Source organism: Methylocystis sp. Se48, from assembly GCF_056269425.1.
This window is the reverse complement of record NZ_CM149850.1, coordinates 2,721,403-2,734,477: the sequence shown is the minus strand read 5'-3', so window position 1 is coordinate 2,734,477 and position 13,075 is coordinate 2,721,403. Positions and strand designations below refer to the sequence as shown.

11 protein-coding genes are annotated in these 13,075 nt (G+C 62.5%); all 11 read right to left on the bottom strand.

The features are described 5' to 3' along the window. Nucleotides 1-29: 29 nt before the first annotated feature. The 11 genes from ACV959_RS13345 to trbE all read right to left on the bottom strand — a co-directional run bounded on the left by ACV959_RS13345 (nucleotide 30) and on the right by trbE (nucleotide 13,064). Nucleotides 30-2,639 carry a DUF3604 domain-containing protein gene (locus tag ACV959_RS13345; protein ID WP_475737070.1) on the bottom strand — a complete coding sequence of 870 codons (2,610 nt, stop codon included), beginning with the start codon at nucleotides 2,637-2,639 and terminating at the stop codon, nucleotides 30-32. Between the two features lie 30 nt (nucleotides 2,640-2,669). Beyond that, nucleotides 2,670-3,011, bottom strand: a complete 342-nt coding sequence (locus ACV959_RS13340) for a hypothetical protein (protein WP_475737069.1) — start codon at nucleotides 3,009-3,011, stop codon at nucleotides 2,670-2,672. 625 nt (nucleotides 3,012-3,636) lie between these two features. Further along, nucleotides 3,637-5,031, bottom strand: coding sequence for a hypothetical protein (locus tag ACV959_RS13335; RefSeq protein WP_475737068.1), 1,395 nt, complete (start codon nucleotides 5,029-5,031; stop codon nucleotides 3,637-3,639). 142 nt (nucleotides 5,032-5,173) lie between these two features. Further along, a complete protein-coding gene (locus ACV959_RS13330) occupies nucleotides 5,174-5,386 on the bottom strand; it encodes a DUF2274 domain-containing protein (RefSeq protein ID WP_475737067.1) in 213 nt (70 codons plus the stop codon). Beyond that, nucleotides 5,383-6,582 (bottom strand): TraB/TrbI/VirB10 family type IV secretion system protein, encoded by a 1,200-nt coding sequence (locus ACV959_RS13325; RefSeq protein ID WP_475737066.1) that lies wholly within the window; start codon nucleotides 6,580-6,582, stop codon nucleotides 5,383-5,385. Before ACV959_RS13325 ends, ACV959_RS13330 begins: the two co-directional genes overlap by 4 nt. Continuing rightward, nucleotides 6,579-7,574, bottom strand: coding sequence for a P-type conjugative transfer protein TrbG (gene trbG / locus ACV959_RS13320; RefSeq protein ID WP_475737065.1), 996 nt, complete (start codon nucleotides 7,572-7,574; stop codon nucleotides 6,579-6,581). The genes ACV959_RS13325 and trbG overlap by 4 nt, the downstream gene beginning before the upstream one ends. Beyond that, a complete protein-coding gene (gene trbF, locus ACV959_RS13315) occupies nucleotides 7,571-8,254 on the bottom strand; it encodes a conjugal transfer protein TrbF (RefSeq protein ID WP_475737064.1) in 684 nt (227 codons plus the stop codon). Before trbF ends, trbG begins: the two co-directional genes overlap by 4 nt. Further along, a complete protein-coding gene (gene trbL / locus ACV959_RS13310; RefSeq protein WP_475737063.1) occupies nucleotides 8,254-9,507 on the bottom strand; it encodes a P-type conjugative transfer protein TrbL in 1,254 nt (417 codons plus the stop codon). The genes trbF and trbL overlap by 1 nt, the downstream gene beginning before the upstream one ends. Nucleotides 9,508-9,511: 4 nt before the next feature. After that, a complete protein-coding gene (gene trbK-alt / locus ACV959_RS13305) occupies nucleotides 9,512-9,883 on the bottom strand; it encodes a putative entry exclusion protein TrbK-alt (RefSeq protein ID WP_475737062.1) in 372 nt (123 codons plus the stop codon). Between the two features lie 14 nt (nucleotides 9,884-9,897). Further along, nucleotides 9,898-10,632, bottom strand: a complete 735-nt coding sequence (gene trbJ, locus ACV959_RS13300) for a P-type conjugative transfer protein TrbJ (protein WP_475737061.1) — start codon at nucleotides 10,630-10,632, stop codon at nucleotides 9,898-9,900. After that, nucleotides 10,629-13,064, bottom strand: a complete 2,436-nt coding sequence (gene trbE, locus ACV959_RS13295) for a conjugal transfer protein TrbE (RefSeq protein WP_475737060.1) — start codon at nucleotides 13,062-13,064, stop codon at nucleotides 10,629-10,631. The genes trbJ and trbE overlap by 4 nt, the downstream gene beginning before the upstream one ends. Nucleotides 13,065-13,075: the final 11 nt, after the last annotated feature.

Below are 13,075 nucleotides of genomic sequence, written 5' to 3'. Positions count from 1 at the left end.
CTTCATGTTTCTTTCCCGCGACTGGGCCACTATTTGGCGCTTTTCCCGGTGAACCAGGCCTTGACGTCAGCTTCGACATCCTCAGCCGCCTTGTCCGCCACTTTTTCTATCAGCCGTCTACGAAGCTGCTCGCGGAGCGTCTGAAACTTCTCCTGCTGCTCCGAATTGAGCAAAGGCTTCAACTTTTCTTCAATGGCGTTGGCGGCGTCGCGCAGACGTTCGGCTTTTTGCACAGGGCTGAGTGAGGCATCCTTCTTTAGCGCCGCCAGCTCCATGAGTTGCTGCTTGAGGATGGGGAGAGCTTGCTGCCGTTGCTGCTCAGTTAGCCCAAGCGTGGTCGCAATGTGATTGATCACCTCGTCGAGGGGATTGAGCGCGAACTTCGGATCAGGAACGATCTCATAGTTGGCATAGCCAAACTCATTGCTGCGCGCGGCGTAGTAAGTGTCGCCCAGCTTATAGAAGGTGAACGCGTACGGGTCTTGCGAGACGAAAGTGATGAGCTGGCCGCCCTCGATCTTATAGGGGCTCGTCGTGCCTTGATAGCCATCGCGCGCCACATTGCCATAGCCGCTCGGCATCGTGGCGTCGTTTCCGACGCGGAAAACCGTGGTCTGGCCCTCGGCCGTGAAGCTTTGCCAGAATTGCTCGCCGGTCACGTTGTTCCGTAGCCAGTGCGCTTTGCCTGTAATGAGCGCTTTCAGCTGCGCGCCATTGAGCGCCGACGCACCCTTTTTCTTGAGATCGGCGACGGTCGTGCCCGCCTGAGCATCCTTGCGGGCCTCCGCCGACGGCGTATACCAAATAGGCGAGGTCCAGGCGCGCTCCTGGCCAGTGAGGGGCACGACGTCCGGCGGAGGCAGACCAGATTTCACGGCCTGGATCAATGTCCAGCGCGGCGTGGGGATCTCCAGTACTCGCGCATAGTAGAACGCGTGCAGGCTCGCATCGAATTCCGGATCGCTCCACACTGTCTTCAGTTCAGTCGAGCCCACACTATTCGTGTAGGTCGCCTTCTCGATGTCCACGGTGCTTTGGATCGCCGGCACGCGGCCTGTCCACTTGTCGCGCTCGCGGTCGCCGGACCAGGCGACGTCGTAAATCCTCTCGAAGCTCTGACCGTTCTGCGTCCAGCCCTTGATGATCTGAATTCGATCGATATTGGCCGAGGTTGGGTCCTTCACCGCCGACACGACGAAGTTCGGGGCCGTCCCCTTTCCATTAGGCGGCATGGGCGTCAGGTCCGAGCCCATAGGCACGCCACCTTTGTAGGATTGCTTCACCCAGTCGCTGGCGTTCACGAGGTCCTTGTCGAAGCCCCACCCGCCGAAAAAGCGTACCTTGATGTGCGGGCCGCTGACGCCGAAGGTCTCCTTGCGGTACATCGCGTCCCAAATGGAGGCGCGCGTGTTCTCCTCCGCCCATACGCCCGTCAGGCCGCCGGGATTTTCCAGGCGAACGTCCATGGTACCGCCGATAAGGACGCCAGCAAGTCGCCGCTCGACGGAACCATCGGCGTCGGCGTGAAGCCCGAAGAAGTTGTCCTGGCGGTAGGGGCTGCCGGTATTGTGCGAGTCGGACCCGCCAGCCATGCCAAACTTGTAAGGGTTGTAGCCGCGCACATCCTGCATCGCGATGCCGTCCTTCAACGCCTGACGTGCGAAGCTGCCGGTAATATGGTCGATGCGCCCCATGTCGGCAGGTTGGCCGAGGAGGGTCTGATACAGCTCATAGCTGGCGAACTCGTCATTGGGGGATAGCAGGGGATGCGTCTCCGACTGTCCCTTGCCTTGCTTTATCTCGACTAGGCGTTCGTTGCGGTCGCGCGCCGCGGCCCACGCGGCGTCGATCGGCCTTCCCGTGGTATTATCGACGTCGACCGGATACATCCAGCCGTCGCTCACATTGGCGTTGTGGGAGATTGCGAGCAGCTCGTTGCCTGCCTTGCGCTGCGCGTCCATCCACTCCCATAGGTCCGTCGGGCGTTTGGAATCGAGCGCGCTGAACGGATAGTCCGGCACCTTGTCGCAGGCCCGGAAGAAGACATTACGGTGTAGATTGCGCTGCCCTGGCATCGACGTCCACTCATAGGAGCAGAACGCGGTAAATTTGCCGGGCTGATTATTTTCGTCGGCGATCCTGACGTTGTCCTTCCACACTGTGGAAGTAACCTTTGGATCCATGAACGCCTTCACGGGCGGGCTCGAAGCAAGCTTAAGCAGGTAAGAGAAGACCTGGTTTTGCTCGGCCGAGCTATTCGGATCTTTCATGATCATAGGCTGCGCCTGCGGCAGCTTGCTTACATACGATCCAGGGGTGTTGGCCTCCTTGGTAACGCCGACATATTCAGAGTGGTCTGTCACGCCCATGAAATCCAGCGGCGTATCAATCTTTATGTCATAGCCCATCGGGTGCTTGATGGGCTGGCCTTGGGCGTATTTCAGCGCCTCGTTGGGGCCGGTGATACGGTTGCCCATGACCCACGCGTCGACCGACCAGCTTGTGTGAATATGCGTCTCGCCGAAATAGGCGTTGCGCTCAGGGCTTCCCTCGGCGAAGGCCGGCGGTGCGCTAAAGTAGAAGCCGCATCCGGCCGAGACGATCGCCGCTACACAATACCGGGCCGATGCTCGTTTCATTGTCCGCTCCCAGCGCAACAAATTGCTATTTCAGAGTCCTTTGGCCAAGGACCATATAAGAGCCGCGGTCAGTGCGCCATGCAGGCAGACTGCGGGCCACAGCAATACCCCCGTTGTGCCGGATGTGTAACCTGCGTAACCGAGGAATACTGTCACGCCGGCGCTGTAAGCCAACATCCCCGCCTGCGCGGGACCGGGCCAGCAGGCGATCGCCAGCGCAACCAGGGCGATTCCCGCTACGCGCGCAATTTGGATCGCTACGCCGATCAGATTCTGACCGAGAAGCAATTGCACGATAATCGAGGGCGCGATTAATAGGGCGACGCCAGTGGCAAATTCGCCGAGGGCAGCAAATATCAAAACAGTTCTCATCGTAGGCTGCCCAAGTCTTAGCAGTTTCAGACATTGCGAATTTCACCTACCAAACCGCATAAGCAGACCTTTGCCAATGGCGGCTCATGGCGGATACTGTTGAAAAAGTCTTTTCGGGAGGCTGGTCGAAATTTTTCGAAGCCGCTGGCGCACCTATCGGAAAAGGAGCCGGGGGCCTACCTGACATGGCGTCAACTTGACTACGGGCTACCGCTGGTTCTTGATAATGGCACTGAGCGGCGACACTCGACTGAAACGTGTTTTGCCTCAATTTTGACGGGTGCCATTTTCCGGAGTTTTTCAACAATATCGGTGCAAAGGGGAAGTCCCATCCGAAGCGGTTGACGGCTGCTTACGCGGTTAAAGCGGACCAGGATTTTCCGAGGCACAATCCGTTTCATGGGAACCAGTTACCGCCGCGGCCGAAAATAATCGCGCGGTCGAGATAGTTCGATTTTTCTATACGACTGATTTAAAAGGTCTTTGTAGAAAGACTGTCCACCGCGAAAAGTTCTCTCTTTTATCTGCTTTGGTGCGCCATTCTCTTCGGCGGTTGTCGATTCGAACTACCGTTGACTCGTTTTCGCAATAAGCCTGACTCCTCATTCGCAATAATACTGAATCGTCATCTGCGAGAGCGTTGCTGCTGCATGTATCCATCTGACTTTTTTGGCTTTCTCGGACATGCCTTCGAGGAAGGCTCCGGATGGAAATCGCAAGTGGCGAGCGCCCCCCAACTGCCAAAACAGTAGGCTGCCCGAAAGCCTTCGGCGGTGCGCTTCCGCTGGAGAACCGGGGCGGCCTTTTTCTCGATGCCGGCATCGAAGCACATAATATCCGTCTCAGAATGTGCGGCGATTTGCGAAGCAAGCGCCAATCCTTCGGACGGCCGCCACTGAGCGCCGATATTACTGATCGCAACGGACGCCGTAACCGCATGGGGCTTGTTGAGCGCGACATAAGCACCGCCATCGCCGAGGATTCGGTCGTTCCATTTGTCCTCGGCGAGTCGCCCGCCGTAGCCGTCGGAATCGATCGTGATCCGCCGGCGCTCGGGCGGAAGGGTGCCCAACTTATTGATGAGTCCGGCGAGTTGTGGTCCCTGCAGCCAGATCGCGACATCTCCAGCCCCGGCGGCAGGTGGTTGGATGTTTGCGACAACCGCCCGCATGGTGGCGATTTCTTGCTCCATTCGTGTCTCGTTCCTATCGCCGTGATCGATGGTCTCGCTCGGCTGCTGGCCTTGGGGCCGCTCTCCAGCGACAATCCACATGCCACCATCGATGAAGATGGGATGGGCGAAAGAAAGTTCCTCGGACAGCTTGCCGGAGTCGAAATTGGCGACAAGGTCAACCCAGTTTTCATTTTCAGGCGCGCGCACCGGGATTCGGAATCTCTTGTTTGGTATGGAAAGTTCGACGGTAGGCTTATCGGGCAGGGGGATGTCGAAGATCATGGCGTTGGACAATGTCGTGGAGACGCCGGAGGCGAGCACTTCACTGGCATATTTGCCGGCGCTGACGTTGAAGGTTTTCCATAGCAACCGAGGCAGTAGGTTGAGCGGCTGGATTGCAAATCGGGCGAAGGGACGTCCGGTTGAATCAAAAATGAATTCTTTGAAGATCAGCGCGGCTTCGCCGTCCAGAAAGGCAACGAGATTTCCTTTCTTAGAAACAGCCTGAATTTGAATTGCCCCGGAAGCGAATCCCGGCTTCACCTCAATGTTGAGAGCCTTGACTGTGAGGATCGTGTCTTCGTCGGGCACCGTCGTGGGGTCGAAGGAAACGCGCACATCCTTCGCCGCCGTGAGGAATCGGTTCAGGCCCTTGCTAGAGACATAGACGCCCATGGCCCAGGAATACGGGACGGGGCGTTCCGTGATCAGATGCGTCATACGCGTCAGGGACCTCCATTCAGCTTCAAGCCGCGTGATGTCGCTTTGCTTTTTCAGCCATAGGCTGCCGACGGCAACTAAAAGGGTGACGGCCAAGCCTAACCGCAGCAGGATAGTTTTGAACATGTTCGTCTCCGGAAATGCATTTTGCAATGAGGCGGAGGCAACTCGCCGGTCGTCCCTGAAAGCCAAAATTCAACGGGCCGCAATTCGTTCCATTGGCAGATTTTCCCCTAATCGGCGCGGAATTCGCCGCCGTGTTGGATCGTTACGTGCGACGCGCCTTTCCAAAACCCCTGTCGCTGGCAATAAATCGCTCGAGCATCGGAGGGATTAGTATGGCGGGCTCAACGGCTTTTCCGGAATCGCGGGCGAGGATTTCCGCGTAAGCGACGAGGTTGCGGTGGAGGGTCGCCGAGAGTGTGACAGTGATCTTGACCGGCTTTTCGTCCTCAATTTTGGATAACTTCAGCTTAGTCATTGATTGCTCCGAATTGCCGTCGGTTCGGCGCGTTCGAGCAGCAGGTCGCGCGTGACGATCACCCTCACCGGAAAGCCCGGCCGAATGGTGAGCGTCGGCTGAATATTGAGATTCCGTCCTACGACTTGCTGGCCGGTTTGGTTCAGGCTTTGCGCGCCGCCGCGACGGAGCGCCTGAATGAGGGCGTTTTCTTCCCCGGTTGTTCCAAGCTGCGTCCCGACGCCGAGAATGGTTGACAGCGCTGCGGCGCCGGCGAGGCGGAACCAGTGATGGTCGACGCCATCCTCAAGCCCGGAATAGCCGGCGGCGTCAGCGCCGGGCTGGCGCTCGAGAACGATTGAGCGCCCATCGGGGAGAATGAGACGATTCCAGACGAGGAGCACGCGCGATTGCCCAAAGGCGATCTGAGAGTCGTAGACGCCGACGAGCTTGGCGCCCTGTGGGATAAGCAGAAAGCGCCCGGTAGCGCTGTCATAGACGTTCTCGGTGACTTGCGCGGTGATCTGGCCGGGAAGGTCGGAGCGGATGCCGGTGAGGAGCGCGGCAGGAATGACGGCGCCCGCCTGCAGGACATAGCGCGACGCGGGCGCGGTAAGACGATCCGGGCTGACCGTGCGCCGATCGGCTGGCGCATTGACGAAAGCGAGCTTGCGATCCTGCATGTTCTGGACGTCGGCGGGATCGATCGGGGCCGGCTCGGTTGGAGGCGCCGATGCGTGGACGCTCGAATCAACCGTCGATCTTTGAGCGCCCTCTGCATTCGACGGCCGCTCGCGCATGTTCGTCGTTGCAAAGAGTTTCGCCGTCCGCGCCGCCTCGCGCTCCTGGCCGATGCGCTGCTGTTCGGGATCGGGACCAGTCGGCGGCAGTTGTCCCTGGGCCGCGAGGATCGGACGGCCGAGATCGCCCGGGAGCGGCGGGCCGAGCTTGGGGACATTCTTCGGCAGGCCCGAATAGTCGCGCGGCAAGGACGCAAGGCCGTCGGGAGTGGCCTTCGCTTCCGTATTGATGAGCTCCGGCGCGGGGCCGGAGCGCGAGCGCCCCTGCAACGCCCAGATGGTCAAGCCGAGAAGCGCGGCGGAGGAGACGCCTGCGAGCGCGATCAGCACGCGGCGCGACAGGCGCGTCACCGGCGGGCGCTCGGGTCGCAGCCGCAGCTCCTCCGCCAGCTTCTTCTCGTGCTCCGGCCCGCTCATATGGCGGACCTTCCGTCGCTGCGCACGATGCGGACAATTTTCTGGTCGTCGGAACCAAAGCGCAGTTCGGCGGCGGCGAAGAGCCGGTCGACGATCATGTGATTGCCGCGCACCCGGTAGTTGACGAGCTGGCTGTCGCCCGAGGCGCCGGTGACGAAGAGCGGCGGCATCTCGCCCTGGGAGACGCCGCGCGGGAATTCGATATAGACCTTGCGGCCGTCGTCGAAGGCGCGCAGCGGCCGCCAGGGCGCGGCGTCGCCCTCGATCGCATAGCGGAAATTGAGCCGGGCGAGATCGAGGCCGACATCGACCGGCGCTGCGGCCTCGGCCGCGACGTTCTGGCGGCGCAGCGCGATGAGCTCGTCCTGCGGATATTGCCAGGAAACCGAGGCCATATAGGTCTTTTCGGTCGATCGTAGCTCGAGATGGTAGGTGCGCCGGTCGGTGTTGATGACGAGATTGGTCATCAGATCGGCGCGCGTCGGCTTGACCATGATGTGCGTCTTGCGGGCGGGGCCCGCGCCGCTCTCCGTATCGCCGATGATCCAACGCACCGTGTCGCCGGCGGCGACGGGGCCGGAGCCGACGAGCTGCTCGCCGTCTTGAAGCGCGATGTCGGTGATCTCGCCGGGAGCGGCATAGACCTGATAGAGCGCGCCTTCGGTGAAGGGATAGATCTGGACGGCGTTGATATAGCCGGCGCGGCGCGGCTCCATGCGCGCGGCGGCGTTGGCCTGTTCGATGCGCGCCTTTGGATCAAAGGGCTCGGGGCGCTCTCCCTTGCCGCGTGCGAGGGATTTGAGCTGGCCGGGGAGCGGCAGGATTTTCGGGACTTCGACGATCCTGACCGGGCCGGGCGGATCGCTCTGCAGGCTCGCCGGGACGGGCAGATCGTCATAGGCGATCTCGGGCGGCTTGAAGGTCGAGCAGGCGGTGAGCAGGGAAGACGAGAAAAGCAGGCTCATGAAAGCCCGAAGCGAAAATGGCGTCATTGGCCAAGCTCCTTCGACCAGTTGATGGCGTGAATGAAAAGACCGAGCGGATTCTTGCGCAGGCGCTCGGCGTCGCGGGGCGGCTGAACGATGATGGTGAGAATGGCGGTCCAGCGTTCGGTGGAAGAGAGGCTGGCGTTCTCGTAGCGGCGCTCGGTCCAGGCGACGCGGAAGGAATCGTCCGAAGCGCGAATGACGCTCGCGACGTCGATTGCAATCTGGACCTGTCCGATCTTGGCGAAGGGGTCGTTCGCCCGGGCATAGTCGTTCAGCGCCAGCGCGCCCTTGTCGGTCACGAAGTCGTAGGCCTTGAGCCAGTTCTGGCGCACGACGATCGGATCGGCCGGGATCGAACGGACGTGCTCCACGAAGCGCGCGAGATGCCATGCGATTTGCGGATCGGTCGGCCGAGAATCGGCGACGGCGGGCGCGACGGCCTGCGCCTCGCCGAATTTGTCGATCTGCACGACCCAGGGCACGACCGAACCGCGCGCATTCTGCCAGACGAGGGCGCTGGCGAGACCGCCCGCGAGGAAGAGATTGCCAAAGGCGATGAGCCGCCAGTTCTTGGCCTGCACGCGGGCCGAGCCAATGCGCTCGTCCCAGACCTGCGCGGCTTTCTGGTAGGGCGTTTCGGGTTCGGGCGTGCGCCCGTAGCGGACGGAGCTTCGTTTGAACATTATCGGGCCTCGGACAGATTGACGGAGGCGCCGCCGCCATGGGCGTCGCCGGAGCGAAGGGCATGGGCGGCGATCGAGACGCCGTGCGAGACGGATTGGGAGCGCTTGAGGCGCTTCGCCCAGGCGGGTTCGCCGGAGGCGACTTGAGAGGCTCCGGGGCCTGAAGAGACGCCGCCATCAGCCGGAGGGGCCGACGCGGCGCCGGCCGAAGCGAATGGCCGCGCAGTCGAACCCGCAGAGCCGCCGCCAGGACCGCCGGGGGGCGCAGAAGGGGGCGCGCCGCCGCCGGGCGGTTGCGGTCCGCGCGAGGGCGGCAATGTCGCCGCGGCCTGCGTCTCGCTCCTTCCGGCGAGGCCCGAGACCGTCCCGCCCGCCAGACGCAGGGCGCCATAGCCGGCGACCGCCGCGCCGCCCGCGACGAGCCCGGTTCCGACGACCGCGCCCACGCCAAGCTGCGGCCCGCCGGAGACGATCCCATTGGCGATGCCGGGGCCAAAGATTCCGAGACCGAGAAGCGAGAGGGCGGCGAGGACGAGCGCCATGGCGTCGTCGACGGTCGGCTGACCCGAGAACCCTTGCGTGAATTGCGCGAAAAGCGTCGAGCCGATGCCGACAATGACGGCGAGGACCAGGACCTTCACACCGGACGAGACGACATTGCCGAGCACGCGTTCGGCGAGAAAGGCGGTCTTGCCGAAGAGTCCGAAGGGAATGAGGACGAAGCCGACAAGCGTCGTCAGCTTGAATTCGATCAGCGTGACGAAGAGCTGGATCGCCAGAATGAAGAAGCTCAGGAGAACGATGAGCCAGGCGATTAGGAGAATGGCGATCTGGATGACGTTCTCGAAGAAGGAGACATAGCCGAGAAGCTGCGAGAGGGAATCGAGCAGCGGTCGGCCGGCGTCGATCCCGACCTGGGCGACGCGGCCGGGCCGCAGGAAGTCGGCGGCTGAGAGCCCCGCGCCGGCGGCCTTGAGGCCGAGGCCCGAGAAGCTCTCGAAGACGATGCGGGCGAGATTGTTCCAATTGCCGATGAGGTAAGCGAAGACGCCGACGAACAGGGTCTTCTTCACCAAGCGGGCGATGATGTCTTCGCCCTCGCCCATGCTCCAGAAGAGCGCCGCGAGGGTGACGTCGATGACGACAAGCGTCGTCGCCACAAACCCCACCTCGCCGCCGAGCAGGCCGAAGCCGGAGTCGATGTAGCGGGTGAAGGTCTCGAGGAAGCGATCGATGACGCCGGTTCCGCCCATGGCGCTACTCGCTCTTCGGCTTTGGCGAGGCGCCGTCGGCGGGCGAGCGATGTGACGGGAACATATCTATGAGATGCTCGGCGGGTTGCGCCGACTCCCCATTCCCAAGAAACCGCTTTCGCTCCTTCGCCCAGAGAACCTTGCAGGCGGGATCGTCCGCCTCTTCAATGGGAAGCTGGGCGCAGCGCAAAATCTCGGGATCGATGGCAGGTTCTCTCGATGGCGCGCCGCTCGGCAAGAGCGACGCCGGTTTCGTTCGCGCCGCGGCATCGGCGTCGCAGGCGGATTCGACGCCGATGAGCGCGATCGCGCCGATGACGATCCCAACGGCGACAAAGCCAACATTCTCGGGCGCGAGCCATTCTCTCCAGTTCATGACGCCGCCCCCGCTCAATGGAACATGGCGACATTGCCGGGCTGATAGTTTTGCCCGGGCGTCACGAAGCGACGCATCTGCTCGCGCGCCTGTTCCTGGGCTTCGGCGTTGCGTGCGAGTTCGAGCGACTGGGCGCGCCCTTGCGAGGCGAGGAGCGCCGTCACATCCGCGAGCTGTTTGCTTTGGAGCGCCAAGAGTTGATTGCCCGCCTGTGACGCCTGAAGCGCGCCGAGCGCGGACTGGCTCGACGAGATGAGCGCGCCGGCTTCGGAACGGGCGGTGTCGATCGATTGAACGATGCCGGCCTGAACGCGCATGGCGTCTTGCAAAGCTGACAAGGAGTTTTGCCAGCGCTGCCGCGCGCCGTCGACAAGGCCCGCGGAACTCACTGACGCGTTGATGGGTCCATATTGCGTCGAGAAGGCCTGATCGATCTGCTGCACGTCATAGGCGATGCGCTGGGCCTCGCGGAGCAGCTGTTGCGTTTGTGAGATCGACTGCTGGATCGTCTGCAGCGAGGAGTAGGGAAGGTTCGCAAGGTTCCTTCCCTGATTAATCAATATCCGCGCCTCGTTCTGGAGGCTCGTGACCTGATTGTTGATCTGCTGCAGCGTGTTCGCCGCGGTCAGGACGTTCTGGGCGTAATTGGTCGGATCGAACACAACGAATTGCGCCGAGACAGGATCGCTGAGGAAAGCCAGCGACAGAGCGAAGGCGCTCGCGGCTGCGAGGCGACGAATGCGGGTCATGACGATGTCTCCAGATCGGTTGGGGTAGGCAGAAGTTCGGCGGCCCAGGCGAGGCCGCGCCCGGACAGCCAGGCGCGCGCGAACCCATCGCGCCCGGCTCCCGCTGAAATCTCGGCGATGAGTTTTTGGTCGGTCTTCGAAGACGCGGCGCAAACGGCCAGCGCTACGGGACCGAGGCCCAATTCGAAGAGGCGGTTGCCGCGCCGGGACTGGCAGTAATAGTCGCGCTTGGGCGTCGCCCGGGCGATGATCTCGATCTGTCGGTCGTTGAGACCGAAGCGGCGATAGATCGACAGGATCTGCGGTTCGATCGCGCGCTCGTTGGGGAGAAAAATCCGCGTCGGGCAGCTCTCGACGATCGCGGGCGCGATTGGGCTCGTCTCGATATCGGCGAGCGACTGGGTGGCGAAGACAACGGAGGCGTTCTTTTTGCGTAGCGTCTTGAGCCATTCGCGCAATTGGGCGGCGAAGCCGGGATCGTCGAGGGCGAGCCAGCCTTCGTCGATGACGAGGAGCGCGGGTGCGCCGTCGAGCCGGCCTTCGATGCGATGGAAAAGATAGGAGAGGACGGCGGGCGCGGCGGCGGAGCCGATCAGCCCCTCCGTCTCGAAACACTGGACGTCCGCGGCGCCCAAAACCTCCGCGTCGGAATCGAGCAGCCGCCCGTGCGGCCCGCCCAGGCAAAACGACTTGAGCGCGCGCTTGAGCGGATTGGATTGAAGGAGCGCCGAGAGGCCGGTGAGAGTGCGCTCCTCGATCGGCGCGGAAGCGAGCGACGAGAGCGCCGACCAGAGATGCTCCTTCACCTCCGGCGTGACGGCGACATTCTCACGGGCGAGGATGGAGGCGATCCAATCGGCAGCCCAGGCGCGCTCGGCGGTATCGTCCACCGAGGCGAGGGGCTGCAAGGCGACGGGATCGACGTTGTCGATCGAAAGCGCCCCACCGAGATCATGCCAGCTCCCGCCCATGGCGAGCGTCGCCGCCCGCGCTGATCCCCCAAAGTCGAAGACAAAAATCCGGGAGCCTTCGTAGCGGCGGAACTGTAGCGCCATGAGAGCCAGCAGCACGCTCTTGCCGGCGCCGGTCGGCCCGATGACGAGCGTATGGCCGACATCGCCCACATGAAGGGAAAAGCGAAACGGCGTCGAGCCTTCCGTCCGCGCAAAGAACAGGGGCGGCGCGTCGAAATGCGCGTCCATCAGCGGCCCGGCCCAGACCGCCGAAAGCGGAATCATATGGGCGAGATTGATCGTCGAGATCGGCGGCTGGCGGACATTGGCGTAGACATGACCCGGAAGCGAGCCGAGCCAGGCTTCGACGGCGTTGACCGTCTCGACCATCGACGTGAAATCGCGGCCCTGGAAGACTTTTTCCGCAAGACGCAGCTTCTCGTCGGCGAGGCGCGGATCCTCGTCCCAGACCGTGATCGTCGCCGTCACATAGGCTTCGCCGATGAGATCGGAGCCCAGATCCTGTAGCGCGGCGTCGGCGTCGAGCGCCTTGTTATGGGCGTCGGTGTCGAGAAGGACCGAGGACTCGTTCGTCATCACCTCCTTCAGGATCGCCAGGATCGATTTGCGCTTGGCAAACCATTGCCGGCGGATGCGGGTGACGACCTTTGTGGCGTCCGTCTTGTCGAGCGTGATCGCCCTTGTCGACCAGCGATAGGGGAAGGCGAGGCGATTGAGCTCGTCGAGGATTCCCGGATGGGTCGTCGACGGAAAGCCCATAACAGTGAGGATGCGCAGATGCTTGCCTCCGAGCCGGGGCTCGAGGCCGCCGGTGAGCGCCTCGTCGGCGAGGATCGCGTCGAGATGCATGGGTGTCTCGGGCACGCGAACCTTGTGGCGCTTTGTCGAGACGCAGGAGTGGAGATAGGTCAGCGTCTCGCCATCCGAGAGCCATTCGGCCTCCGGCGCGAAGCCATCGATAAGCTGTAACAGCCGGTCGGTGCGGTCGATGAAGCCAGTAAGCACGGCGGTGGGCGCGCCCTCCTGAGAGCGGCCCTCATAGAGCCAGCTCTCGGCGCCTGCCGCCTCGTCCTCGGGCGGCAGGTAAACGAGGGTGAGAAAATACCCGCTCTCGAAATGCGCCCCTTCCTCTTCGAACTGGGCGCGGCGCTCTTCGTCGATGAGGGCGGAGACGGGATCGGGGAATGCGCCTGCTGGATAGTCTTGGGCGAGATTGCGCTGCGCCTCGAAGAAGATCGCCCAGCCGGACCCCAGGCGCCGGAGCGCATTGTTGAGCCGCGCCGTGACGCCGACGAGTTCGGCTTGGGTGGCGCTTTCGAGATCGGGACCGCGAAAGCGCGCGCTTCGCTGCAACGAGCCATCTTTGTTGAGGACGACGCCCGGCGCGACGAGCGCTGCCCAGGGCAGGAAGTCGGCGAGGCTTTGCGGCATCTTGCGATATTCGGCGAGGTTCAGCATTTTCGCTTCCC

What these genes read in the sequence shown, in the direction of transcription:
- ACV959_RS13345 (WP_475737070.1), bottom strand. Translation starts at nt 2,639, where the DNA reads ATGAAACGAGCATCGGCCCGGTATTGTGTAGCGGCGATCGTCTCGGCC.
- ACV959_RS13340 (WP_475737069.1), bottom strand. Translation starts at nt 3,011, where the DNA reads ATGAGAACTGTTTTGATATTTGCTGCCCTCGGCGAATTTGCCACTGGC.
- ACV959_RS13335 (WP_475737068.1), bottom strand. Translation starts at nt 5,031, where the DNA reads ATGTTCAAAACTATCCTGCTGCGGTTAGGCTTGGCCGTCACCCTTTTA.
- ACV959_RS13330 (WP_475737067.1), bottom strand. Translation starts at nt 5,386, where the DNA reads ATGACTAAGCTGAAGTTATCCAAAATTGAGGACGAAAAGCCGGTCAAG.
- ACV959_RS13325 (WP_475737066.1), bottom strand. Translation starts at nt 6,582, where the DNA reads ATGAGCGGGCCGGAGCACGAGAAGAAGCTGGCGGAGGAGCTGCGGCTG.
- trbG (WP_475737065.1), bottom strand. Translation starts at nt 7,574, where the DNA reads ATGACGCCATTTTCGCTTCGGGCTTTCATGAGCCTGCTTTTCTCGTCT.
- trbF (WP_475737064.1), bottom strand. Translation starts at nt 8,254, where the DNA reads ATGTTCAAACGAAGCTCCGTCCGCTACGGGCGCACGCCCGAACCCGAA.
- trbL (WP_475737063.1), bottom strand. Translation starts at nt 9,507, where the DNA reads ATGGGCGGAACCGGCGTCATCGATCGCTTCCTCGAGACCTTCACCCGC.
- trbK-alt (WP_475737062.1), bottom strand. Translation starts at nt 9,883, where the DNA reads ATGAACTGGAGAGAATGGCTCGCGCCCGAGAATGTTGGCTTTGTCGCC.
- trbJ (WP_475737061.1), bottom strand. Translation starts at nt 10,632, where the DNA reads ATGACCCGCATTCGTCGCCTCGCAGCCGCGAGCGCCTTCGCTCTGTCG.
- trbE (WP_475737060.1), bottom strand. Translation starts at nt 13,064, where the DNA reads ATGCTGAACCTCGCCGAATATCGCAAGATGCCGCAAAGCCTCGCCGAC.